Origin of the sequence: Segnochrobactrum spirostomi (genome assembly GCF_009600605.1) — a bacterium.
GTDB lineage: Bacteria > Pseudomonadota > Alphaproteobacteria > Rhizobiales > Segnochrobactraceae > Segnochrobactrum > Segnochrobactrum spirostomi.
Genome location: NZ_VWNA01000001.1, coordinates 3,705,128 through 3,728,229, shown reverse-complemented (window position 1 = coordinate 3,728,229; position 23,102 = coordinate 3,705,128). Strand labels below are relative to the sequence as shown.

Here is a 23,102-nt window from a genome sequence, read left to right as displayed (position 1 = left end):
GGGAATGGGGCGTGTCGTCGTCATCGGCGCCGGAGCCATGGGCCTTGCAGCCAGCTACGAAGCGGTCAAAGGCGGGCATGAGGTCGTCGTCCTCGAGGCCGGCCCCGTCGCGGGCGGAATGGCCGCGCACTTCGATTTCGACGGGCTGTCGATCGAGCGCTTCTATCATTTCGTCTGCAAGGCCGATCAGCCGACCTTCGATCTGCTGGAAGAGCTCGGCCTCGGCGCCAGCATGCGGTGGACCCCGACGTCGATGGGTTATTTCATCGGCAACGCCCTGCATCCGTGGGGCGATCCCCTCTCGCTCCTGCGCTTTTCCGAACTCGATTTCCTCGGAAAGCTACGCTACGGCCTCCTCGCCTTCGTCTCGACCCGACGCGAGCGCTGGGATGCGCTCGAAAAGACCTCCGCGAAGGACTGGATCACACGCTGGTGCGGGCGCGACGTCTATAAGCGTCTGTGGGAACCGCTGTTCCGGCTCAAATTCTACGAATATGCGGACGATATCTCTGCCGCCTGGGTGTGGACCCGCATCAAGCGCGTGGGCCGCTCGCGCCGGTCGTTGTTCCAGGAGGAGCTCGGCTACATCGACGGCGGCTCGCAGACACTCGTCGATGCGCTCGTTCGCGCGATCGAAACGAAAGGCGGCGCGGTGCGCGTCGGAAGCCCGGCCAACCGGGTGGTGGTTGCCGAGGGCCGGGTGACGGGCGTGGAAACCCCGTCCGGCTTCGTGCCGGCCGACGCGGTAATCTCGACGGTGCCGACGCCGTTCGTCTCCGATCTCGTGCCAGACCTGCCGGCGCGCTCCAGGGCGCAATACGATGCCATCAAGAATGTCGGCGTCTGCTGCCTGCTGTTCAAGCTGAAGCGCTCGGTGACCCCGCACTTCTGGGTCAACATCTCGGATCCAGGGATCGAGATCCCCGGCATCATCGAATTTTCAAACCTGCGCCCGACGCAGGAGACCGTCGTCTACGTGCCCTATTATATGCCGACAACGCATCCGAAGTTCGGCTGGAGCGATCAGGCCCTGATCGACGAGGCGTTCACCTATATCCGACGGCTCAATCCGGCTTTGACGCAGGCGGATATCCTCGCCACCCATGTCGGCCGGCTCCGCTACGCCCAGCCCGTCTGCGAACCCGGGTTCGCGGCGAAGATCCCGCCGGTCGAGACGCCGATCGCCGGCCTCCAGATCGCCGATACCTGCTTCTATTATCCGGAAGACCGCGGCATCGCGGAAAGCGTTCGGCTCGGACGCATCATGGCGAAGAGAGCGCTTGTGGCATGAATGACGGAAAACGCCTTCTGATCTTCCTCGTGACGGGCGGGTTGGCGGCCGGCGTGAACGTCCTGTCGCGCATCCTGCTGTCGCAGGTCATGAATTACGAGGCCGCGGTGGCGGTCGCCTACCTGTTCGGGATGACGACGGCCTTCCTGCTCGCCCGACGCTTCGTGTTCGACGCGTCCGGACGCCATGTCGGCGGCGAGTTCGGTCGCTTTGCCCTCGTCAATGCCGTCGCCTTCGCCCAGGTCTGGCTCGTCAGCATCGGACTTGCGCTCTATGTGTTCCCTTACCTCGGCTTCACTTGGCACGCGGAGACGATCGCCCACGTCATCGGCGTCGCAAGCCCCGTTCTGACGAGCTACTACGCCCACAAGCACTTCTCGTTCGGCAGCAAGCCGGCGGAAGTCGATCGCGTGAAGGGCGCCCTGTAATGACGTCCATCGCCCTGTCGCCCGACGCACTGAACGCTGACGCTGATCCCGTTCCACTCGTCATCGATGTCGACGGAACGCTCATCAAGACCGATCTTCTCTACGAATCGGCGCTCCAGTTCGTCGCCAAGCACCCGTTGCAGGTCCACCGCCTGCCGCTCTGGCTCTCGAACGGCAAGGCCCACCTCAAGACCGCCCTCGCCGATCGGATCGAGGTCAACGGCCACACCATCCCGCTCCGCCACGAGGTGGTCGAACTGATCGCCGAGGCCAAGGCGCAAGGCCGCCCGGTGTTCCTCGCCTCCGCCTCGGAACGCCGGTGGGTTCAGGCGATCGCCGACGCGATCGGTCCGCTCGCCGGCGTCTTTGCGACGGACGCCGCGACCAACCTCGAAGGCGACCGCAAGGCGGCGGCCCTGGAAGCGGCCTTCGGCGCCGGCGGCTTCGATTATGTCGGCAATCAAGACGTCGATATCCCGGTCTGGCGCAAGGCGCGCCGGGCGATCGTCGTCGCCGAGACCTCGGCCTTCGAATCCCGCGTGCTGCGCGCCCTTCCCGACGCCGAGGTGCTGGCGCGGCCACGCACCCAGCTCCGGCGCTACGTGAAGGCGCTGCGCGTCCATCAATGGGCGAAGAACGTCCTCGTCTTTCTCCCCCTCCTGGCAAGCCATCGCTTCACGCTCGAAGACGTTCTCGCAGCCCTGCTCGCCTTCGTCTGCTTCAGCCTCGCGGCCTCGAGCGCCTATATCCTGAACGACCTGCTCGATCTGCCGGCCGACCGCGAACACCGCACCAAGAGCCGCCGCCCGTTCGCGGCCGGCGACGTTCCGGTGCTCCACGGGGTCGCCATGGTGCCGGCCCTCGCCGCAGCCGCCTTCCTGACCGCACTGCTGCTGCCGCCGCGCTTCGCGGTGATCCTGGCGCTCTATTATGCCTCGACCATCGTCTATTCGCTGATCCTGAAACGGCGCGTGCTGGTCGACGTCATCACCCTCGCCGGGCTCTACACGATCCGCGTCTTCGGCGGTGTGGCGGCGCTCTCCATGGCGTGGTCGCCGTGGCTGATGATGTTCTCGCTGTTCCTGTTCTTGAGCCTCGCCGCGGTGAAACGCTGCTCGGAATTGATCGACCGGCAGAAGGCAGGCAAGGAGCCGCCGCCCGGCCGCGGTTATCATTTCGAGGATCTGCGGGTGATGCTGCCGCTCGGCGTCGCGGCGGGATATGGCGCGGTCGCGGTGGTGGCACTCTATCTGAACAGCCCCGAGGTCCGGGCGCTCTACGAGCATCCGAACCGGCTGTGGCTGCTCTGCCCGATCGTGCTTTATTGGATCAGCCGCATCCTGATCCTCTGCAATCGCGGCCAGATGCACGAAGACCCCGTCGTCTTCGCCACCACCGACAAGGTGAGCCTGCTCACGGCGGCTGCGGGCATCGCCGTCGTCGTCTTTTCGGCTTGATCCGAGCCCGCCGAGGGGAGATGACGAGCCATCCGGTTCCGGTCGGCACGCCCACCCGTGGCCGGCACCGCTTGGCAAACCGGAGCCTGCCGTCTTGAACCGCCTCTGCCGACGCATCCGCACCAAGCTGACGCAAGGCGGCAAGACCCTTCGGCGGCTTCCGGGCATGGTCCGCCACGAAGGCGGCCTGGTGCGGTCCGCTGCCAAAGTGGCCCGCATCCTGCGGCGCGAGGGCGTCGCGGCCCTCATCCGGCGCACCGAGGCCCTCGCCCGCGCCATGGTCGTCACGCCCGATGGGTGGGCGGTGTTCAAGGACGATTACACCACTTGGCTCGGGCTCTACGAGCACCCGACCACGCCGGAGGCCGCATCGAGAGAGATCGCGGCGTGGGCCGAGCCGCCGCGCTTCGCCGTCGTCCTCTGGTGTAGCGACGACCGCGCCCCGGCCTTCGAGGCGAGCCTTCGCGCCGTGCGCGATCAGACCTATCCCCATTGGCAGCTCGTGGTCGCCTGGGTTGGGGAGGCCGCCAACGAGGCCGACGTGGCCGCGGACCCGCGCATCACCGTCCTCGACGGCGCGACGCCGCGCATCGGCGATGCCTTGAACCGTGCACTCACGCGGCTCGGCGGCGATTGGCTGATCGCGCTCGATCCCGGTGATCTCCTCGCCCCGGACGCCCTTCTCGCGCTCGCCCGCAGCGCGGTCGGCAACCGCGAAGCGGCCCTTCTCTATTCCGATGAGGACGTCCTCGGCCCAGACGGGCGCCGCACCGCTCCCGCCTTCAAGCCGGACTGGAATCCGGAGTTCTTTCTCGCCCGCGGCGGCCTCGGCCAGGTCGCAGCCTATGCCCTGTCCCGGGTTCGCTCGCTCGGCGGCTTCCGGCCCGCCTTCGAGGGGGCACATGGGTTCGATCTCACGCTCCGCTTCCTGGAAGGTCTGCCAAGCGCGGCGATCGTCCACGTCGCCGAGGTGCTCTACCACCGCCTCGGCCCGCCAATCCCCCAGGACACGGATCTCGCCCTGGCAGCGCTGCGCGAACATCTCACGCGGACCGGCGCGGCGGCCGACGCCGCCGCGGATGCGCAGGGCGGTACCCGCATCCGCTACTCCCTACCCGTCCCCCCGCCCCTCGTGACGATCCTCATCCCGACGCGGAACGGGCTCGCCCTCCTCACCCGCTGCCTCGCCTCGATCCTCGAGAAGACGACCTATCCCGCGTTCGAGATCCTCGTTGTCGACAACGGCTCGGACGATCCTGAAACGCTGAACTATCTCCGGCAGATGGAGACCGATCCGCGGGTGCGCGTCGTCCGCGACGAACGACCGTTCGATTACGCCGCCCTCAACAACGCGGCGGCCCGACTGGCACGCGGCAGCGTCCTCGCGCTCGTCAACAACGACATCGAGGTAATCTCACCCGATTGGCTCGACGAGATGGTCTCGCTCGCGGTGCGGCCAGAGACGGGCGCGGTCGGCGCCGCCCTATGGTATCCCGACGACCGGTTGCAGCACGGCGGCATCGTTCTCGGCATCGGCGGGGTCGCCGGGCACGCGTTCCGTTTCCTCCGGCGCGGCGACAGGGGCTATCTCGGCCGCGCGGTGCTCCGCCAAGCCCTCAGCGCCGTGACAGCCGCCTGCCTCGTCGTTCGCAAAGAGCTCTACGAAGCGGTCGGCGGGCTCGACGAGACGAACCTCAAGATCGCTTACAACGATGTCGATTTCTGCCTGCGGCTGCGCGAGCGCGGCTACCGCAACGTCTGGACGCCCTATGCCGAGCTCTATCATCACGAGTCGGCGACCCGAGGTCTCGAGGACGATCCGGTGAAGCTCACACGGTTCCGCGCGGAGTTCGCCTATATGCAGCGCCGCTGGGGCGCACTGCTCGCCAACGATCCGGCCTACAATCCGAACCTCACGCTGGAGCGAGAAGACTTCTCGCTGGCGTGGCCGCCGCGAGGGCGGGACCGCACGGACGAGCGGTCCTGAGCGGAACGGCTCCTGAGGCCGGCCGGAACGACGGCCTCATCGCCGCTCGCGGGCGATGCGCATCAGATATTTGCCGTACTCGCTCTTGCCGAGGTCCTCGGCAAGCTTGACGAACTGGTCGTGGCCGATGAGCCCGAGATTGTAGGCGATCTCTTCGGGGCAGGCGATCTTGAGGCCCTGCCGCTTCTCGAGCGTGCGCACGAAGGTTGCGGCATCGGTGAGGCTGTCGTGGGTGCCGGTGTCGAGCCAAGCATAGCCGCGGCCCATGCGCTCCACCGCGAGATCGCCGCGCTCGAGATAGACGCGGTTCACGTCGGTGATCTCGAGTTCGCCGCGGGGCGACGGCTTCAGGTTCGCCGCGATGTCGACGACGTCCTTGTCGTAGAAATAAAGGCCGGTCACGGCATAGTTGGACCGCGGCTTCGCCGGCTTCTCTTCGATCGACAGCGCCTTGCCGGCCGCATCGAACTCGACCACGCCGTAGCGCTCGGGATCGTCCACGTAATAAGCGAACACCGTCGCGCCATGCGGGCGCGCCGCCGCGGGCTCCAAGAGCTCGGGCAGACCGTGGCCGTAGAAGATGTTGTCGCCGAGGATCAGCGCCGACGCTTCCCTGCCCACGAAGTCCGCGCCGATGATGTAGGCTTGGGCGAGACCCTCGGGCTTGGGCTGCTCGGCATAGGTGAATTCGACGCCCCAGTGGCTGCCGTCGCCGAGTAGATTGCGGAATTGCGGCAGGTCGCGCGGCGTCGAGATGATCAGGATCTCTTTGATCCCCGCGAGCATCAGAACGCTCAGCGGATAATAGATCATCGGCTTGTCGTAGACCGGCATCAACTGCTTGGAGGTCACGAGCGTCAGCGGGTGGAGCCGTGTGCCGCTGCCGCCGGCGAGGATGATGCCCTTCATGAACGGGTCTCCCGAGAGGTCTTAGGCGCCTCGGCCGCCGCGGCGGGGAGGAGCCGGTCGAGGCAGCGCGACAGCGCATCGCGCCAGTCCGGCAGCACGACGCCATGGGCGGCGGCGAGCTTCGAACAATCGAGGCGGGACTGCGCCGGGCGGCGTGCCGGTGTCGGATAGTCGCTGGTCGGGATGGGCTCGACGGCGGCCTTCGGGCCACCGCGCGCGGCCGAGCCGGCGAAGATCGCCTCGGCGAAGCCCGCCCACGTCGTCTCGCCGGCGTTCGTCATGTGGAAGATGCCGCGCAAGGCGGGCTCATCCGGCCGCGCGACCAGATTGCGGGCGACCGCCAGGATCGCCGTGGCGAGGTCCGGCGCATAGCTCGGCGCCCCCTCCTGATCGGCGACCACGCGCACCGCATCCCGTGTCTCGGCGAGGCGCAGCATGGTGCGGACGAAATTCTTGCCGTAGGGGGCATAGACCCAGGCCGTGCGTAGGATCGCATGGTCCGGGTTCGCGGCGGCGACGGCCCGCTCCCCCGCTTCCTTCGAAAGGCCGTAGACCGACACCGGCCCGACGGCATCGCTCTCCCGGTAAGGTTCGGCCTGGGTGCCGGGAAAGACGTAATCCGTGGAGACGTGCACGACCGGCACGCCGAGCGCGCGGGCGGCGGCGGCGACCGCCCCTGCGCCCGTCTCATTCACGGCAAAGGCGCTTTCGCGGTCGCTCTCGGCCTGATCGACCGCCGTATAGGCCGCCGCGCTCACGACCACATCGGGCCGGGCCGCGGCGATCACCGCGGCGATGGTCTCAGGCCGTTCGAGGTCGAGGTCGGGACGGCCGACGAGCACGACCTCGTCCGGCGCTGCCGCGGCAAGCGCCTGCGCCACCTGCCCTTCGCGACCTGTGACGACGATCCGCATCGGGCTCATCCGCGCGCCGTGCCGACGAGGCCGAGGCGCTCGCCGCCATAGACACCGTCCCGCAAGGGCCGCCACCACCATTCGTTGTCGAGATACCAGCGCACGGTCCGCGCCAAGCCGGTCTCAAAGGTCTCCCGCGCCCGCCAGCCGAGCTCGGTCTCGAGCTTCGTCGCATCGATCGCGTAGCGGTGATCGTGGCCCGGACGGTCGGTGACGAAGGTGATGAGCCGGTCGTGCGGCGCGCCGGTCGGCCGCAGCCGATCGAGGGTGGCGCAGATGGTGCGCACCACCTCGATGTTGGAGCGCTCGTTGCGCCCGCCGACATTGTAGGTCTCGCCGGGCCGTCCCTTCGACAGGATCAGATGCAAGGCGCGGGCGTGGTCCTCGACATAGAGCCAGTCGCGGACATTGCTGCCGTCGCCGTAGACGGGCAGCGGCTTGCCGTCGAGCGCGTTGAGGATGACGAGCGGGATCAGCTTCTCGGGGAAGTGATAAGGCCCGTAATTGTTCGAGCAGTTCGAGACCACGACCGGCAGGCCGTAGGTGCGCTGCCAGGCGATCGCGAGATGGTCTGAAGCCGCCTTCGAGGCGGAATAAGGCGAGGACGGATCGTAGGGCGTCGTCTCGGTGAAGAGACCGTCGGGGCCGAGCGAACCGTAGACCTCGTCGGTCGAGACGTGGAGGAAGCGGAAATTCTCCTTCGCCGGACCGGACAGCCCCGACCAATAGCGCCGCGCACCCTCGAGAAGCGCATGGGTGCCGAGCACGTTGGTCTCGACGAACGCCTTCGAGCCGGCGATGGAGCGATCGACGTGGCTCTCGGCGGCGAGATGCATGATCCCGTCCGGCTTCACCTCCTCGATCAGGGAAGCCATCGCGCCGTAATCGCAGATGTCCTCCTTCACGAAGCGGTAGCGCGGATGGTTGCCGATCTCGGTCAGCGACGCGAGATTGCCCGCGTAGGTGAGCTTGTCGACATTGACGATCTCGGCCTCGGTCTCGCGCGCGAGATGACGGCAGAGCGCCGATCCGATGAATCCGGCTCCGCCGGTGACGATGATGCGCATCAGAAATGTCCGCTCAGGCGCGAGCCTCGTAGTGGAAGATCGGCGGCAGCTCGGCGAGCCGCGGCGCGCGGCCGTCCTTGTCCGACACCACCGCCTTGCCCGGCTCGACGGGCCAATCGATGCCGAGGTCGGGGTCCGACCAGATCACCGCGCCGTCGTCCGCCGGACTGTAATAGTCCGTCACCTTGTAGGCGACCTCGCAATCGGGTTCCAGCGTGCAGAACCCGTGCAGGAAGCCCGGCGGCACCCAAAGCTGGGCCCCTCTGCCGCATCGAGCCGCACCGCGACGTGCTGGCGATAGGTGGGCGAGCCGATACGGATATCCACGACCACGTCGAGAACCGCACCGCGAAGGCACTGCACCAGCTTGCCCTGGGCATGGGGCGCCTTCTGGAAATGCAGGCCGCGAATGGTCCCCGTCTCCGCCGACCGGGACAGATTGTCCTGCACGAACCCGATATCGGCCACCTGTTCGCGGAAGCGGCGGTCCGTCCAAAGCTCGACAAAGAAGCCGCGTGCATCCCCGTGCCGCTTCGGAATGACGAGCTTCAGGTCCGGAATCGCGAACGTACGCACGTCCATCGCACACTCCTTTGCACCGGCTTCGGCGACGGTGGATGGGTCTCCGTAGAGGATCGGCGGGACGTGGACAAGCCCCGCGCGGGGGTAGGGCCTCGCGGGTGCCGCGTGACCGTGCATTGCATCGGCCCGGTTGCACGGCCCCGTGGATAAGCATTGGAACGGGCCCGCGCTTTTTGTATGAGCAGCAGCGGGGCGCCCGAACGGGTGGCCTTCGTGAAGCCGTCTCCTCGGGCGTGCGATCTTCAAGCGACACCGTTCGGCCCCTCGACGCCGAGCCCTCGCCCAAAAGGCATACGCTCCGGAACCATCCAGCCGCGGATCGCCGTTTGGGGCGGGATCCGCATGAGGAACCGATCGATATGTCCATGCTTCGTCCGAACATGCTGCTCGCCGCCAGCGCCGTCGTCGGTGCCCTTCTCGTCGCGCAGGCTCAGCCCGCCGCGGCCCAGACTTCCAACACAACCGCGGCCAAGAAGGCAGACGCACCGAGCAGCCTTCCGGGCGGCGCTTCGTCACTCCAGGAGAGCTACGACGACTGGAACGTGATGTGCATCGAGCCCGATGGGCAAAAGCGGTGCGTGTTCTCCCAGACTCAGGTCAATCAGCAGAACCAGCAGCGCGTGCTTGCCGCCGAGTTGTCCACGACGAGCCAAGATGCCGCCCGCGGCGTACTCGCCATGCCGTTCGGGCTCGCGCTCGCAAGCGGCGTGACGCTCCAGATCGACGATGCCGCTCCGGGCGCGGCGCTGCCGTTCCAGACCTGCCTGCCGGTCGGCTGCATCGTCCAGATCAACTTCGACGCCGCGACCATCGCCAATCTGCGCAAGGGCAAGCAGTTGAAGTTGAACGCCGTCGCCGCGGACACGAGCAAGCCGGTTACCTTCACGCTCTCGCTCAAGGGCTTCGGCGCCGCGCTCAACCGCACCGCCGCGCTGTCGAAATAATCCCGAAGACAAAAGCTGAATCCGGCTTCCGTTGACGGGGCGCGAATTTCCAAACTAGATCACAGTCGTTGTGAAGTTCGCGCCCGAATACGACCCGCCATTTGTCAGAGTACGGCAGGTACAATTTGGACGCGAGGAGACGGCGATGAGCCTTCTCCTTTCACCAAAAGTGGCCCTGGCCCTTGCGCGCGAGCGGAAGGTCTTGTGGCAATCCTGCTGGAGCGCGTGCCGGGGTGAGGCTTTTCGAAGGGAAGTCACGCCGCACGCACTGATCGGAATGGGGGTTCCGTATGCGTCTCGACCGTCTGTTGTCCGCTTTTTCCCTAGCCGCCGCCATTCTCGTCAGCGGTGTCGCCGCCCCGGCGAGCGCGGCGCCGAAGCGCATCGTGATCGTACGCCACGGGGAGAAGCAGACCACCTTCAAACTCTGCAAGGTAGGCGCCCTGCGCTCCCACGCCATCGCGAACCAATATCTCGGTCCGCAGGCGCTGTCGTCGCCGCGAAGCCGCGCGATCCTAGATGGTCAGACGCCGGCAGCGGTGTTCGTCATCACGCTGCATACCCTGGAATTCGCGGTTCCGCTCGCCAATGCCTTGGGTCAGCCGGTGATCGCCTATTCGGTCCTCCCGTTCTCGCCGAAGACAGGCCCGTACAGCGAGGACGCCCAGCTCAACCGGCACAATCGCGAAGCCGTGGCGCAGATCTTTTCCGACCCGCAATGGAACGGCAAAACCCTCGTCCTGATGTGGGAACATCGCCACATCGCGGACGCTGCGCTGGAGCACGAATTTCCCGGCGAAAAGGTCACGCTGCGCCAGTTGCTCGGCCTCGACGCCTTTAAGGACGTTCCCACCACTTGGCCCGAGACGAACTATGATTATTTCTGGGTGGTGGACTTCGACCAGACGACCGGGAAGGCGACGTCGTTCCGGGCCGTGAAGCAAGTTTATACGGGTAAATTCGCCGGCCTGCCCGAAAACGACTGGGACACGCCGGAGGGCCTGCCGAAGGAGGCGCATTGCATTCCCTGATCCCGCGCAGCGCGGCCGCAGGCCCGAGACGCATCATCCGCGTCTCGGCTCTCGCCGCGATGCTCGCCGCGGCGGCGACCCCGGCCGCGGCGCAAGTGCAGATCAACCCGCTCGTCGTGCAGCCTTATTCGTCGCCGGCCCCGACCTATGGCGGTCCGCCGCCCTCGCCGGGCTACGGCGTGACGCCGAAATCCCCGCGCTCGGGCGCCCCGCAGCCGCCCTCCCCCGGTACGCCCGGCTACAAGCCGCCGGCGCCCCAGCAGCAGCCTGCCCCGGCGCCGCTGAAGCCCATCAAGCCCTGCGCGCCGAGCGTGAAGATGCCCAACAATATGGTGGGCTGCCCCTAAACGATCCGGCCACGCCGCGGCCCGCGATCAGGCAGCGAACCGGCGGTCGTAGGTCAGCACGGCGTTCAGCAGCACCTGCGCGCCGGCCCCGCATTCGTCGAAGGTCGTCGATTCCGCCTCGTTGTGGCTGATGCCGTCCTTGGAAGGCACGAAGATCATCGTCGTCGGGCAGACCCGGGCGATATAGGCCGCATCGTGGCCCGGACCCGAGACGATCTCGCGGGCCGGCAGACCGGCGACGGCTGCGCCCTCCCGCACCGCCTCGATGAGATCGGGGTGGAACGCCACCGGCGGCGAATCCCAGATCCGCTTCCACGTGATCTCGAGCCCGGTCGCCTCGGCAATCTTCGCCACCGCCGCGGCGAAATCCGCCTCGAGCACGTCGAGCACCGGCGCCTCGGGATGGCGGAAATCGATGGTGAAGAACACCTCGCCCGGGATCACGTTGCGCGAATTCGGCTTCGATTCGATGAGCCCCACGGTGCCGACCGCCCCCGGATGGGCCAGCGCGACGGCATTGACCGCCTCGATCAGCTTCGCGGTGCCGACGAGGGCATCGCGGCGCAGGTTCATCGGGGTCGAGCCCGTGTGGGCCTCCTTGCCGATCACCGTCGCCTCGTACCAGCGCATGCCCTGCACGCCCTTGACGATGCCGACCGTCTTGCCCTCCGCCTCGAGGATCGGCCCCTGCTCGATGTGGAGCTCGAACATCGCGCCGAGCTCGACGGCCCCGGCCGGCACCTCGCCGCGATAGCCGATCGCCTCGATGGCGTCCTTGAAGCTCACGCCGTTGCGGTCCTCGCGGCTGTCGGCATAGGCGCGGTCGAACACGCCGGCGAACACGCCGGAGCCGAGCATCGCCGGGGCGAAGCGCGAGCCCTCCTCGTTGGTCCAGTTGACCAGCATGACCGGCGCGTTGGTCTCGTAGCCGAGATCGTGGAGCGTCTTCAAAACCTCGAGCCCGCCGAGCACGCCGAGGATGCCGTCGAACTTGCCGCCCGTCGGCTGGGTGTCGAGGTGGCTTCCCATCGCGATCGGCGGCAAGTCATTCCGGCGGCCCGGCCGCAGGGCGAACATGTTGCCGACCTCGTCGATCCGCACCGTGCAGCCGACCTTCTCGCACTCGGCCTTGAACCAATCGCGCACCTTGGCGTCGAGGTCGGTGAGCGTCAGCCGGCAGACGCCTCCCTTCGGCGTGCCGCCGAAGGCGGCGGTTTCCATCAGCATGTCCCACAGGCGCTGCGGGTTGATCTGAAGGTTCTGCACTCTAAACTCCTATTACCTCAGGATCCACAAGCGAGGCCTCGACTGCTTTATAATAATCTTATCCTCAACTAAACTCCTCCCGACCCATCGCATTTCATACTGCCACTTATAAAAAAGGTCGCCTGAAGCACGCAGTTCTGTCTCGTGATTTTCCCATATGTGCCTCGCCACATCGACTACTGTACCCGAGCCGCCAAGGGCAACTAACGCTTCTATAATCCAGCCACGCAGCATTAAGCCATCCCCTATACCTAAGGTGTCACATCGGCACGCTCTACCTTACGGGGAATATTGAGCTCGCGCCACTTAGCGTTGGCGATGTGGACCGCCGGATAGGGATCGCGCGGCACATATTGCCCGTCGCCGGCCTCGGCGCGCAGATCCTTGTCGATCCACACCACCTTGCCGCGCGACAGCACGATTGCCGGCAGTCCCTTCACCTCGTAGCCCTCGAAGACGTTGTAATCGATGCGGCTGACCTGATCCTTGGCCGAGATGCGCTTGGTCGCCTCGGGGTCCCAGATCACGATGTCGGCGTCCGAGCCCGGCGCGATGGCGCCCTTCTTGGGATATACGTTGAGGATTCGGGCGATGTTCGCCGAGGTCGCGGCGACGAACTCCTCGCGCGTCAGCCGCCCGGTATTGACGCCCGCCGTCCACAAAACCGGCATGCGGTCCTCGAGCCCGCCCGTGCCGTTCGGGATCTTGGTGAAGTCGGTGAGCCCCATGCGCTTCTGCTCGGTGGTGAAGGCGCAATGGTCGGTCGCGACCACCTGGAGCGAGCCGGATTGCAGCCCGGCCCACAGGCTCGCCTGGTGCTCCCTCGGCCGGAACGGCGGCGACATCACCCGCCGCGCCGCATAATCCCAGTCCTTGTTGAGATATTCCCCGGCATCGAGCACGAGGTGCTGGATCAAGGGCTCGCCGTAGACCCGCTTGCCGGCGGCGCGGGCGCGGGCGATCGCTTCGTGGGCCGGCTGGCAGGAAGTGTGGACCACATAGAGCGGCACGCCGGCCATATCGGCGATCATGATGGCGCGGTTGGTCGCCTCGCCCTCGACCTCGGGTGGGCGCGAATAAGCGTGGCCCTCGGGGCCGGTCACGCCGGTCTCCAGATAATGCTGCTGGAGGCGGAACACGACGTCGCCGTTCTCGGCATGGACGAGCGGCATCGCGCCGATCGCGGCGCAGCGCGAGAACGAGTGGAACAGCTCGTCGTCGTTCACCATCAAGGCGCCCTTGTAGGCGAGGAAGTGCTTGAAGGTGTTGATGCCGTAGGTGCGGACGACGGTCTCCATCTCGTCGTAGACCTGCTTGTCCCACCAGGTCACGGCCATGTGGAAGCCGTAGTCGGAGGCGGCGTTCTCGGCCTTGCGGCGCCAATCCTGATAGGCGGCGAGCATCGACTGGCCGGGTCCGGGCACGCAGAAATCGATGACCATCGTGGTGCCGCCGGAGAGCGCGCCCTTGGTGCCCCACTCGAAATCGTCGGCCGACACGTTGCCCATGAACATGAAGTCGAGATGGGTGTGCGGATCGATGCCGCCGGGCATGACGTAGGCACCGCCGGCGTCGATCACCTCGGCCCCGGCCGGCGCCTCGAGGTTCGCCCCGACGGCGACGATCGACCCGCCCTCGACGAGGACGTCGGCCCGGCGCGACCAATCGTGATTCACCACGGTGCCGCCGCGGATGAGGATGCTCATGGGATGGTACTCCTTATTCCGATCGTTTTTGCGCCATCGCGCCACGAGCGAAGGGGAACAGCGCGCCCCCCTTCACCCTCCCCTGTCAGGGGGAGGGTCGCCGCCCTCGGGGCGGCGGGGTGGGGTTAGGCCGGCGCTCGAGCGCCTCTGATGTTTCAAGCGGGCCGCTTCGCCATGCGGACCGCCATAGAGCGCGGAGTAGATCGTTTCGAGGACCGCTGGCGTCTCCAGCATGACCTCACGGTTATGGAAGCGGAGGACACGGAAGCCTTGGCTTTCCAGCCATTTCGTCCGTCTTTCGTCCTTGTCCGCCTGATCGGCATCGTTGTGGTGGCTTCCATCGACTTCGATCACAAGCTTCGCGGCCAAGCAGGCAAGATCCGCGATGAAGGGCCCGATGACCACCTGACGCCGGAAATGCGACCCCACGAGCGGGACCTTCGAGAGTGCACGCCACAGCGTCCGCTCCGCCTCGGTCTCGTCATGGCGGAGCTTCCGAGCGGTATCGCGTCTGAAGCGGCTGAGCGGGTCTGACCCGGCCATGGCTCCGACCTCGTTCCGGGCTTACCCCACCCCGCCGGCCTTCGGCCGTCGACCCTCCCCCTGGCAGGGGAGGGTCAAGGACTGAGGACGACGGCTCACTTCATCGCGTCGTAGAGCGCGAACGAGTAGGCCCCTTCCGGCGCCTTGGTGATGACCGGGTCGGAGCCGCCCGAGGTCAGGACCTTCACGGTGCGCTCGTAGTCGGCGACGTCGAGCTTGCCGTTCGCCTTGTCGTCGAGGAGCTTCGCCACCTCGGCCATCATGCGCTTCTGGTGCTTCTCGGTCTGGGCGCCCGTGGTGTCGTTCTCGAGCACGATCGAGGCCGCCTCGTCGGGATGCTCGCGGGCATAGTCCCAGCCCTTCATCGAGGCCGCAACGAACTTCGCCATCTTGGCGACGAAGGCCGGATCCTTCAGCTTGTCCTGCATCACGTAGAGGCCGTCTTCGAGGGTCGCGACGCCCTCGTCCTCGTACTTGAACACGACGAGTTGCTCGGGCGTGTAGCCGGCGTCGATGACCTGCCAATATTCGTTGTAGGTCATCGTCGAGATGCACGCCGCCTGCTTCTGGATCAGCGGATCGACGTTGAAGCCCTGCTTGATGACGGTGACGCCGTCCGGGCCGCCGTCGGTCTTGTAGCCGAGCTTCGACATCCAGGAGAGGAACGGATATTCGTTGCCCGAGAACCAGACGCCCAGCGTCTTGCCCTTGAAGTCGGTCGGCGTCTTGATGCCGGTGTCGGCGCGGCAGGTCAGTTCGAGGCCGGACTTCTTGAACGGCTGCGAGACGTTGACGAGCGGCACGCCCTTCTCGCGGGCGGCGAGCGCGGCCGGCATCCAATCGACGATCACGTCGGCGCCGCCGCCGGCGATGACCTGCTCCGGCGCCACGTCCGGTCCGCCCGGGTTGATGGTGACGTCGAGATCGGCGTCCTTGTAGTAGCCCTTCTCCTTGGCGACGTAGTAACCGGCGAACTGCGCCTGGGTCACCCACTTGAGCTGCAGGGTCACCGGGTCGGCCGCCTGCGCCGCGCCCGACATCAGACCGAGGGCGACGCCCGCGGCGAGGAGATGCTTGAGGTTCATAGGGTTCCAGCCTCCGGTTTGACGCCGCTTGAGCGCGGCTTGAAAGACGTCACGAACGAAACGACGGGTGCCAGAAGGTGGCCGCCCGCTCGATGAGCGCGAGGATGCCGTAGAAGGCGGTGCCGGCGATGGCCGCGAGCGCGATCTCCGCCCACACCATGTCGAGCGCCATGCGCCCCGCCTCGACCGAGATGCGGAAGCCCATGCCTACGATCGGGGTGCCGAAGAATTCCGCCACGATCGCGCCGATCAGCGCGAGGGTGGAATTGATCTTCAGCGCGTTGAAGATGAAGGGCAAGGCTGCCGGCAGCCGCAGCTTGAGGAGCGTCTGGCCGTAGCTCGCCGCGTAGGAGCGCATCAGGTCGCGCTCGAGCGGTCCGGCGGCGGCGAGGCCGGCGACCGTGTTGACCAGCATCGGGAAGAAGGTGACGACGACCACGACGGCCGCCTTCGACGGCCAGTCGAAGCCGAACCACATCACCATGATCGGCGCGATGCCGATGATCGGGAGCGCGGCGACGAAGTTGCCGAGCGGCAGGAGCCCGCGGCGCAGGAAGGGCACACGGTCGGCGACGATGGCGACGAGGAAGCCCGCGCCGTTGCCGATGATGTAGCCGGAGAGGACGCCGCGCACGAAGGTCTGGACGAAGTCCTGCCACAGCGTCGGCAGCGCCCCGCCGAAGCGCAGCGCGATCGCGCTCGGCGCCGGCATCAGCACCGAGGGGACGCCGAAGCCGCGGACGATCACCTCCCACAGGAAGAACAGGTAGAGGCCGAACAGGAGCGGCACGGCGAGCGCCGCGGCGCGGCGGGCGACGGCCGAGCGCAGCGCGACATGCGTCAGGTCGGCGACCATCGCCGAGGCGCCGAGCCAGGCGGCGAGCACGAGCGCCCAGAAGCCCGGACCGGCGATGCCTTCGAGCGCGGCGGCCTTGAGGATCCAGAGATTGGTGGCGGCGAGCGCGAGCGCCGCGATCAGGCCAGCCCCGACGAGCCCCGGCGAGCGCCGGCCGCGCAAGGCGAGACGGCCAAGCACGACCGCGGCGGCGAAGACGACGACGGAGGGCCAGAACGCGACCGCGAGCGGCCCGCGCCCGATCCCCGCCGGCAGCACCAGAGAGATGAGCGCCAGCAGGGCGGCGCAGGCGAGCGCGAGGCGGCCGAGGCCGAAGCGCCGTCGGCTCCCCTTCCCCGCGGACGCGGTGGCGGACGCGACGCCGGTGACGGGGCGGGTCATGGTGCTCACGGTCGCGCCCCCATCAGCCGCCCGACCGCCCTCTCGACGAGCCCGATCACCAGAACGAGGCCGGCGGCGACCACGGCTGCCGCGATGAGCGCCGCCCAGATCTGCACGGTCTGTCCATAATAGGAGCCGGCGAGGAGCCGCGCGCCGAGGCCCGCCTGGGCGCCGGTCGGCAGCTCGGCGACGATGGCGCCGATCAGCGAGATCGCCGCCGCGACCTTGAGGCTCGCGAACAGGAACGGCACCGAGGCCGGCAGGCGAAGCTTGAAGAAGGTCTGCGCTTGGGTCGCCGAATAGGTGCGCATCAGATCGCGGGCGAGCACGTCCGGCGAATTGAGCCCCTTCACCATGCCGATGGCGACGGGGAAGAAGCACAGATAGGTCGAGATCAAGGACTTCGGCACGGTGCCGCGGATGCCGATCGAGCCGAGCACGACGATGACGATCGGGGCGACGGCGAGGATCGGCACCATCTGGGAGGAAATGATCCACGGCATCAGGCTCTTTTCGAGCGTCTTCACGTGGACGATGAGGACCGCGAGCACGATGCCGATCACCGTCCCGAAGCCGAACCCGAGCAGGGCGGCCGAGAGCGTGACCCAGCCGTGATAGACCAGCGACCGCTTGGAGGTCGGCGACAGGCCAAACACCGATTTCTGGAGCTCCCCGGCGATCTGGTGCGGCGCCGGCAGCAGCGGCCGTTCCTGCGACCACGTGGCCGTCACGAGGTCGAGCGGACCGTAGGCGGCATCGGCGCGGGCGAAGGCGTCGCGGGCGGTCGGGGCGTTGAGGGCGATCGCCGCGAGATACCAGACGGCGACGATCACGATCAGGATCGCGATCACCGGGCCGGCGGTCCCGGACATCAGGCGGGTCCACAGCCCGCGCCGCGGCCGCGCCGCGGTCTGCTGCCGTCCCTCGTGCCGGCCGAGCGCGTCAGTCGCCATAAGCATGCCCCGCGCGCAAGCCTTCGCGCACGCGGTGCGCGATCTTGAGGAAGTCCGGCGTCTCGCGGATGTCGAGGGTGCGCTCGGCCGGCAGATCGCAGGGGATCACGTCGATGATCCGGCCCGGCCGGGGCGACATCACCACGATCTTGGTCGAGAGGAAGACCGCCTCCTGGATCGAATGGGTGACGAACACCACCGTCTTGCTGGTCGCCGCCCAGAGCTTGAGGAGTTCCTCGTTGAGATGGTCCCGCACGATCTCGTCGAGGGCGCCGAACGGCTCGTCCATGAGGAGGAGCGCCGGGTCGAACGACAGCGCGCGCGCAATCGAGGCGCGCTGCTGCATGCCGCCGGAGAGCTGCCAGGGGAATTTGCGCTCGAAGCCGGTCAGGTTGACGAGAGAGAGCTGCTTCCTCGCCCGTTCGCGTCGCTCGGCCAGGGAAAGCCCCATGATCTCGAGCGGCAGCATCACGTTCTTCTCGATCGTGCGCCAGGGATAGAGCGCCGGCGCCTGAAAGACGTAGCCATATTGCCGGCGCAGCCGCGCCTCGTGGGCGGAGAGCCCGTTGACGAGGAGCGTGCCCGCGGTCGGCTGCTCGAGGTCGGCGATCGCCCGCAGGAGCGTCGTCTTCCCGCAGCCCGACGGGCCGATGAAGGAGACGAATTCGCCCTCGCGGACGTCGAGATCGACGTTCGACAACGCATAGACCGGCCCGTCAGCGGTCTCAAAGGTGAGATCGAGGCCAGCGATGCTGATGACCGACCGCCGGTCCGGCCGAGGGACGGCCGCCGTCGCCGCAGCTTCGCTGGTCGCTTCGCTCAACGCCATTCACGCTCTCCCGCGCTCGGCCGTTCCGTTCGGGCCGTGCCGCCCCGTTTCATCGCAAGCGTCGTGCCACGATGCGCGTTCTTCGCCGAAGGTCGCAACCGCAACGCGCCGCAGCCGGGTCCGGCTGCGCGAAGGCGGTGGACAAGCGGCCCGGAATCGGGTCGCGGTGACGACGACACCTCCGCATTCCGGTCGATCGCGTGCCCGTTCATTTGACCGGTTGGACAAAATACAGGCAACATCCGTCCATGAACCGCGAACCGACCCCGGACGACTTCCGCCCGATTGCGCCAGAAACGCCCGCCGCCCGCAAGCGGCCGGGGCGTGCCAAGACGGACGGGGCGGCGACGCGGGACGCCTCGGGCCCCTTCCGGGCCAAGACGCGGGTCGGCGAGGCGAATGTCGAGCGCATCCTCGAAGCGGCGACCGAGGCCTTCTCGACCCTCGGCCTCCACGGCGCCCGCATCGACGACATCGCGGCCGCGGCCGGCATGTCGAAGCCGAACCTGCTCTATTATTTCCGCACCAAGGACCTGCTCTATACGGCGGTCCTCGAAACCACGCTGGAGCGCTGGCTGGTCCCGCTCGGCGAGATGGACGATGCCCGCGATCCGATCGAGGCGATCACGGATTATGTCGCCCGCAAGCTCGAGGCCTCGCGGCTCTATCCGGCGGCCTCGCGACTGTTCGCGCTCGAGATCCTGCAAGGCGCCCCCCATCTCGGCGCCATGCTGAGCGGCCCCTTGAAGGCCCTGGTCGACGCCAAGACGAAGACGATCGAACGCTGGATCGCCGAGGGCCGCCTCGCCCCGATCGAGCCGCTCCATCTGATCTTCTCGATCTGGGCGACGACCCAGCATTATGCCGACTTCGCCTTCCAGATCCGCGCCCTCACCGGCCGCGACTTGTCCGACGACGCCTTCTACCGCCGCTCCCACGACGCTCTCCTCGCCATCCTGCTCCGCGGCATCGTCCCGCGTTGAGTCCCCGAAATCGCTCGTATCCTCAAGGTTCTTAGTCTCGAAGGGCCCTCACCCCCGCCCTCTCCCCAGCGGGGAGAGGGAGTCGGAGCGTCTCGTCTTCCTTGCGGTCACCAACCTCTCCGCTCCTTCTCCCCGCCGGGGAAAAGGTGGCCCGGTAGGGCCGGATGAGGGGCCGGCACATCATCGCCCCCCTCAATCCAACCGCCCCTCCAACGCGGCGAGGATCGTCTCCAAGACGTTCTCCATCTCGCGCGAAACCTCGTCGTTCCAGAACCGCAGCACGCGGTAACCTTGCACACGCAACGCCTCGTCCCGGACGCGATCGCCCCGGCTCTCCGCATGCTGCCATCCGTCGACCTCGACGATCAGCCTCCGCTCCCGGCATGCGAAGTCCGCGACGTAGCGACCGATCGGCATCTGCCGAACGAACTTGTACCCGCCCAAGCGCCGATCCCGCAGATGAGCCCACAAGCGCTGCTCGGGCGCCGTCATGCTCACGCGCAGGCTCCGCGCCCGTTGAACCGTCGCCGCTCTCTTCTCCTCTCCCTCCACCATGGCGCCCCCGCGTGCCGAGTGGTCTCGGATCCTGAAAGCCCGGTGCCATTCCCCTCACCCCAGCCCTCTCCCCGGCGGGGAGAGGGAGCCGAAGCGCCTCGCCTTCCTTACGATCACCAACCTCTCCGCTCCTTCTCCCCGCCGGGGAGAAGGTGGCCCGGTAGGGCCGGATGAGGGGCCTTTCCCAGCTTACCCCGACTCACTCCGCCGCTTGGCGGACCGCCGGGTTGTTCGGGTGGGCGGTCCAGGGCAGCACGGAGCCGTCGACATAGCGGCCGGTGCGGGCGTCGAGCTCGTTCATCAGCGGCACCATCGTGATGCAGTCCTCGATCGGGCAGACGTTGACGCAGAGATTGCAGCCGACGCACTCCGCGTCGTTGACCTCGAAGTGCCGCATCCCGTCCTTGGTGGCGAAGATCGCTTGGTGGGACGTATCCTCACAGGCGATGTGGCAGCGCCCGCACTTGATGCAGAGATCCTGGTCGATGCGCGCCTTCACCGCATAGTTCAGGTTGAGGTGCTGCCAGTCGGTGACGTTCGGCACCGCGCGGCCGACGAAATCGGACAACCGCTCATAGCCCTTTTCGTCCATCCAGGCTTCGAGGCCGGTGATCATTTCCCGCACGATGCCGAAACCGTAGACCATCGCGGCGGTGCACACCTGCACGGTGCCGCAGCCGAGCGCCATGAATTCGGCCGCATCGCGCCAGGTCTCGACGCCGCCGATCCCCGAGAGTGGCATGCCGTGGGTCGCCGGAGAGCGGGCGATGTCGGCGACCATGTGCAGTGCGATCGGCTTCACCGCGGCGCCGCAATAGCCGCCGTGGGTCGCCTTGCCGTCGGTGTGCGGACTGGGCGCCATGGCGTCGAGATCGACGCCCATGATCGAGTTGATGGTGTTGATGAGCGAGACGGCATCGGCGCCGCCGCGCCGCGCGGCTTCTGCGGGGCGACGGACGTCGGTGATGTTCGGCGTCAGCTTCACGATCACCGGCATGCGGGTGTTCTGCTTGCACCAGCGCGCGACCATCTCGACATATTCGGGCACCTGCCCGACCGCCGAGCCCATGCCGCGCTCCGACATGCCGTGGGGGCAGCCGAAGTTGAGCTCGATGCCGTCGCAGCCGGTCTCCTCGACGCGCGGCAGGATCTTCTTCCACGCCTCCTCCTCGCACGGGACCATCAGCGAGACGACGACCGCGCGATCCTTCCACCGGCTCTTCACCGCCTTGATCTCGGCGAGGTTCACCTCGAGCGGCCGGTCGGTGATGAGCTCGATGTTGTTGAAGCCCATGACGCGCCGGTCGGGGCCGTGCAGCGCGCCGTAGCGCGGACCGGAGACGTTGACGACCGGCGGCCCTTCCTCGCCCAGCGTCTTCCACACGACGCCGCCCCAGCCCGCCCGGAAGGCGCGCTCGACGTTGTATTCCTTGTCGGTCGGCGGCGCGGAGGCGAGCCAGAACGGGTTCGGCGCCTTGATGCCGCAGAAATCGACGGAGAGATCGGCCATGACATCCTCCTGAGGATGAAGTCGGCAAAAGACGTGCGGCGTTAGTCCGCGGCTTACTCGGCGGCGACGCGGGAGGCGGCGGCGAAGGCCGCGTCGATGGCGCGGGCGGCGATCTTGCCGTCCTCGACCGCGACGACGGTCAGGTCCTCGCCCCCGGCGACGCAGTCGCCGCCGGCCCACACCCGCGGCAGCGACGTCGCCCGGATCTCGTCGACCTTGATGCGGCCGTTCTCGAGCTCAAGCGCCCCAGTCAGCGGAGCGGCGACGAAGGTCTGGCCGATCGCGGTGAGGAGGAGATCGGCCTCGAGCCGGAAGCTGCGGCCGGCATCGACGAGGCGGCCGTCGCGGCTCGCCGTTTCTTCGAAGCGGACGCCGACGAGGCGGCCCTGGTCGCTTTCGAGCGCAGCCGGCCGGGCCCAATGGCGGATGGTGACGCCGTTCAGTTGCGCGAGCTCCTGCTCGTAGACGCTCGCGTTCATCGCCTCCGCGCCGCGCCGATAGACAATGGTGACCTCGTCGGCGCCGAGCTTCTTCGATTGGATCGCCGCATCGACGGCGGTCATGCCGCCGCCGATCACGATCACCCGCCGGCCGGTCGCGACGCCGTCGAGGCGTCCGTCGGCCTGGGCCTGACGGAGGTCGGCGATGAAATCGACGGCATCGCGCACGCCGGCAGTCTCGCCGCCGAGCCCGAGCGCGTTGATTCCCTGGAGACCCATGCCGAGGAAGACCGCGTCGTGATCGGCGAGGAGCGCGTCCAGGCTGACGTCACGGCCGAGCGCAATGCCGGCGCGGATCTCGATCCCACCGATCGCCAGCAGCCAGGCGACCTCCTGCTCGGCGATGCCGCCCGCCGCCTTGTAGGCCGCGATGCCGTATTCGTTGAGCCCGCCCGCCTTCGGCCGCGCATCGTAGATCACCACGTCGTGGCCGGCGCGGGCGAGGCCGTGGGCGCAGGAGAGCCCCGCCGGGCCGGCACCGACCACCGCGACCCGGCGGCCCGTCGGCGCCGCACGGCGGAAGATCTGCCGCCCGGTCGGCACCACCGCATCGGTCGCATAGCGTTGGAGGCGGCCGATCTCGATCGGCTTGCTCTCGCCCGCATTGCGGACGCAGGCCTCTTCGCACAGCGTCTCGGTCGGACAGACACGGGCGCACATGGCGCCGAGGGCGTTGGCATCGAGAATGGTCCGCGCCGCGCCGACCCGATTGCCGGTCGAGATCTGGCGGATGAACAGCGGCACGTCGATCGAAGTCGGGCACGCCTGCATGCAGGGCGCGTCGTAGCAGAACAGGCAGCGGCCCGCCTCGACGGCCGCCTCGTGATCGGTGAGGACCGGATGGAGGTCGGAAAAATTGCGTGCGAGATCGTCGGACGGCAAGCGTCCGGCGCGGATGTCCACGTCCGTCATCATCGTCTCCCGTGCCGGCTCCAAGGCCGCCGCCGGCGCTGCGGACCGCGCCGCCACTGCCGGGCC

21 protein-coding genes and 1 pseudogene are annotated in these 23,102 nt (G+C 67.6%); 8 read left to right on the top strand and 14 right to left on the bottom strand.

The window, feature by feature from the left end; genetic code table 11:
* Positions 1-4 precede the first annotated feature (4 nt).
* From F0357_RS16760 to F0357_RS16745, 4 genes are all read left to right on the top strand, one after another.
* A complete protein-coding gene (locus F0357_RS16760; RefSeq protein ID WP_153484651.1) occupies positions 5-1,291 on the top strand; it encodes an NAD(P)/FAD-dependent oxidoreductase in 1,287 nt (428 codons plus the stop codon).
* Entirely contained in the window at positions 1,288-1,719 is a 432-nt protein-coding gene (locus F0357_RS16755) for a GtrA family protein (RefSeq protein WP_153484648.1), read from the top strand. Before F0357_RS16760 ends, F0357_RS16755 begins: the two co-directional genes overlap by 4 nt.
* On the top strand, positions 1,719-3,176 hold the full coding sequence (locus tag F0357_RS16750) for a UbiA family prenyltransferase (protein WP_153484645.1): 1,458 nt from the start codon (positions 1,719-1,721) through the stop codon (positions 3,174-3,176). Before F0357_RS16755 ends, F0357_RS16750 begins: the two co-directional genes overlap by 1 nt.
* Before the next feature lie 94 nt (positions 3,177-3,270).
* Positions 3,271-5,163, top strand: a complete 1,893-nt coding sequence (locus F0357_RS16745) for a glycosyltransferase family 2 protein (RefSeq protein ID WP_153484641.1) — start codon at positions 3,271-3,273, stop codon at positions 5,161-5,163.
* Between the two features lie 36 nt (positions 5,164-5,199).
* Here the strand turns inward: F0357_RS16745 and rfbA are convergent, their stop codons facing one another.
* The 4 genes and pseudogenes from rfbA to rfbC form a co-directional block, all read right to left on the bottom strand.
* Positions 5,200-6,072: a glucose-1-phosphate thymidylyltransferase RfbA gene (gene rfbA / locus F0357_RS16740; protein ID WP_153484637.1), complete on the bottom strand. Its 873-nt coding sequence runs from the start codon at positions 6,070-6,072 to the stop codon at positions 5,200-5,202.
* Positions 6,069-6,986 (bottom strand): dTDP-4-dehydrorhamnose reductase, encoded by a 918-nt coding sequence (rfbD, locus tag F0357_RS16735; RefSeq protein ID WP_153484634.1) that lies wholly within the window; start codon positions 6,984-6,986, stop codon positions 6,069-6,071. The genes rfbA and rfbD overlap by 4 nt, the downstream gene beginning before the upstream one ends.
* A 5-nt stretch (positions 6,987-6,991) precedes the next feature.
* A complete protein-coding gene (gene rfbB / locus F0357_RS16730; RefSeq protein ID WP_153484630.1) occupies positions 6,992-8,053 on the bottom strand; it encodes a dTDP-glucose 4,6-dehydratase in 1,062 nt (353 codons plus the stop codon).
* A gap of 13 nt (positions 8,054-8,066) precedes the next feature.
* A pseudogene (gene rfbC / locus F0357_RS16725) lies at positions 8,067-8,635 on the bottom strand (dTDP-4-dehydrorhamnose 3,5-epimerase).
* 359 nt (positions 8,636-8,994) lie between these two features.
* Here rfbC and F0357_RS16720 point away from each other — a divergent pair.
* From F0357_RS16720 to F0357_RS16710, 3 genes are all read left to right on the top strand, one after another.
* Entirely contained in the window at positions 8,995-9,579 is a 585-nt protein-coding gene (locus F0357_RS16720) for an invasion associated locus B family protein (protein ID WP_246161498.1), read from the top strand.
* A 290-nt stretch (positions 9,580-9,869) separates the two neighbouring features.
* Positions 9,870-10,610, top strand: coding sequence for a histidine phosphatase family protein (locus tag F0357_RS16715; protein ID WP_153484628.1), 741 nt, complete (start codon positions 9,870-9,872; stop codon positions 10,608-10,610).
* Positions 10,598-10,957, top strand: a complete 360-nt coding sequence (locus tag F0357_RS16710) for a hypothetical protein (protein ID WP_153484625.1) — start codon at positions 10,598-10,600, stop codon at positions 10,955-10,957. Before F0357_RS16715 ends, F0357_RS16710 begins: the two co-directional genes overlap by 13 nt.
* A 27-nt stretch (positions 10,958-10,984) precedes the next feature.
* Here the strand turns inward: F0357_RS16710 and F0357_RS16705 are convergent, their stop codons facing one another.
* The 7 genes from F0357_RS16705 to F0357_RS16675 all read right to left on the bottom strand — a co-directional run bounded on the left by F0357_RS16705 (position 10,985) and on the right by F0357_RS16675 (position 18,576).
* Positions 10,985-12,223 carry a M20 family metallo-hydrolase gene (locus F0357_RS16705; RefSeq protein WP_312861636.1) on the bottom strand — a complete coding sequence of 413 codons (1,239 nt, stop codon included), beginning with the start codon at positions 12,221-12,223 and terminating at the stop codon, positions 10,985-10,987.
* Positions 12,224-12,474: 251 nt separating this feature from the next.
* The gene (hydA, locus tag F0357_RS16700; RefSeq protein ID WP_153484621.1) at positions 12,475-13,929 is read right to left on the bottom strand and encodes a dihydropyrimidinase; all 1,455 of its coding nucleotides are present in this window, start codon (positions 13,927-13,929) and stop codon (positions 12,475-12,477) included.
* 72 nt (positions 13,930-14,001) lie between these two features.
* A complete protein-coding gene (locus tag F0357_RS16695; RefSeq protein WP_153484618.1) occupies positions 14,002-14,472 on the bottom strand; it encodes an endonuclease domain-containing protein in 471 nt (156 codons plus the stop codon).
* 95 nt (positions 14,473-14,567) lie between these two features.
* Positions 14,568-15,557 carry an ABC transporter substrate-binding protein gene (locus F0357_RS16690; RefSeq protein WP_153484616.1) on the bottom strand — a complete coding sequence of 330 codons (990 nt, stop codon included), beginning with the start codon at positions 15,555-15,557 and terminating at the stop codon, positions 14,568-14,570.
* Positions 15,558-15,606: 49 nt separating this feature from the next.
* Positions 15,607-16,794 (bottom strand): ABC transporter permease, encoded by a 1,188-nt coding sequence (locus F0357_RS16685; RefSeq protein WP_153487194.1) that lies wholly within the window; start codon positions 16,792-16,794, stop codon positions 15,607-15,609.
* 5 nt (positions 16,795-16,799) lie between these two features.
* Positions 16,800-17,666, bottom strand: a complete 867-nt coding sequence (locus F0357_RS16680) for an ABC transporter permease (RefSeq protein ID WP_153487190.1) — start codon at positions 17,664-17,666, stop codon at positions 16,800-16,802.
* A 70-nt stretch (positions 17,667-17,736) separates the two neighbouring features.
* Positions 17,737-18,576, bottom strand: coding sequence for an ABC transporter ATP-binding protein (locus F0357_RS16675; protein WP_153484614.1), 840 nt, complete (start codon positions 18,574-18,576; stop codon positions 17,737-17,739).
* A gap of 248 nt (positions 18,577-18,824) precedes the next feature.
* On the opposite strand from F0357_RS16675, the gene F0357_RS16670 reads away from it, so the two are divergent.
* Positions 18,825-19,559, top strand: coding sequence for a TetR family transcriptional regulator C-terminal domain-containing protein (locus F0357_RS16670; protein ID WP_153484612.1), 735 nt, complete (start codon positions 18,825-18,827; stop codon positions 19,557-19,559).
* A 192-nt stretch (positions 19,560-19,751) separates the two neighbouring features.
* Here F0357_RS16670 and F0357_RS16665 read toward each other — a convergent pair whose 3' ends face one another.
* The 3 genes from F0357_RS16665 to F0357_RS16655 form a co-directional block, all read right to left on the bottom strand.
* Entirely contained in the window at positions 19,752-20,114 is a 363-nt protein-coding gene (locus F0357_RS16665) for an endonuclease domain-containing protein (RefSeq protein ID WP_153484610.1), read from the bottom strand.
* A gap of 199 nt (positions 20,115-20,313) precedes the next feature.
* Positions 20,314-21,624 (bottom strand): NAD-dependent dihydropyrimidine dehydrogenase subunit PreA, encoded by a 1,311-nt coding sequence (gene preA, locus F0357_RS16660; RefSeq protein ID WP_153484606.1) that lies wholly within the window; start codon positions 21,622-21,624, stop codon positions 20,314-20,316.
* Between the two features lie 53 nt (positions 21,625-21,677).
* Entirely contained in the window at positions 21,678-23,039 is a 1,362-nt protein-coding gene (locus F0357_RS16655; RefSeq protein WP_153484602.1) for an NAD(P)-dependent oxidoreductase, read from the bottom strand.
* Positions 23,040-23,102: the final 63 nt, after the last annotated feature.

Bases quoted from the DNA above. Each gene is read 5' to 3' on its own strand.
- preA (WP_153484606.1), bottom strand. From the start codon at position 21,624: ATGGCCGATCTCTCCGTCGATTTCTGCGGCATCAAGGCGCCGAACCCG.
- F0357_RS16715 (WP_153484628.1), top strand. From the start codon at position 9,870: ATGCGTCTCGACCGTCTGTTGTCCGCTTTTTCCCTAGCCGCCGCCATT.
- F0357_RS16675 (WP_153484614.1), bottom strand. From the start codon at position 18,576: ATGGCGTTGAGCGAAGCGACCAGCGAAGCTGCGGCGACGGCGGCCGTC.
- F0357_RS16750 (WP_153484645.1), top strand. From the start codon at position 1,719: ATGACGTCCATCGCCCTGTCGCCCGACGCACTGAACGCTGACGCTGAT.
- F0357_RS16685 (WP_153487194.1), bottom strand. From the start codon at position 16,794: ATGACCCGCCCCGTCACCGGCGTCGCGTCCGCCACCGCGTCCGCGGGG.
- rfbA (WP_153484637.1), bottom strand. From the start codon at position 6,072: ATGAAGGGCATCATCCTCGCCGGCGGCAGCGGCACACGGCTCCACCCG.
- hydA (WP_153484621.1), bottom strand. From the start codon at position 13,929: ATGAGCATCCTCATCCGCGGCGGCACCGTGGTGAATCACGATTGGTCG.
- F0357_RS16680 (WP_153487190.1), bottom strand. From the start codon at position 17,666: ATGTCCGGGACCGCCGGCCCGGTGATCGCGATCCTGATCGTGATCGTC.
- rfbD (WP_153484634.1), bottom strand. From the start codon at position 6,986: ATGCGGATCGTCGTCACAGGTCGCGAAGGGCAGGTGGCGCAGGCGCTT.
- F0357_RS16755 (WP_153484648.1), top strand. From the start codon at position 1,288: ATGAATGACGGAAAACGCCTTCTGATCTTCCTCGTGACGGGCGGGTTG.
- F0357_RS16720 (WP_246161498.1), top strand. From the start codon at position 8,995: ATGTCCATGCTTCGTCCGAACATGCTGCTCGCCGCCAGCGCCGTCGTC.
- F0357_RS16665 (WP_153484610.1), bottom strand. From the start codon at position 20,114: ATGGTGGAGGGAGAGGAGAAGAGAGCGGCGACGGTTCAACGGGCGCGG.
- F0357_RS16655 (WP_153484602.1), bottom strand. From the start codon at position 23,039: ATGATGACGGACGTGGACATCCGCGCCGGACGCTTGCCGTCCGACGAT.
- F0357_RS16760 (WP_153484651.1), top strand. From the start codon at position 5: ATGGGGCGTGTCGTCGTCATCGGCGCCGGAGCCATGGGCCTTGCAGCC.
- F0357_RS16690 (WP_153484616.1), bottom strand. From the start codon at position 15,557: ATGAACCTCAAGCATCTCCTCGCCGCGGGCGTCGCCCTCGGTCTGATG.
- F0357_RS16670 (WP_153484612.1), top strand. From the start codon at position 18,825: ATGAACCGCGAACCGACCCCGGACGACTTCCGCCCGATTGCGCCAGAA.
- rfbB (WP_153484630.1), bottom strand. From the start codon at position 8,053: ATGCGCATCATCGTCACCGGCGGAGCCGGATTCATCGGATCGGCGCTC.
- F0357_RS16695 (WP_153484618.1), bottom strand. From the start codon at position 14,472: ATGGCCGGGTCAGACCCGCTCAGCCGCTTCAGACGCGATACCGCTCGG.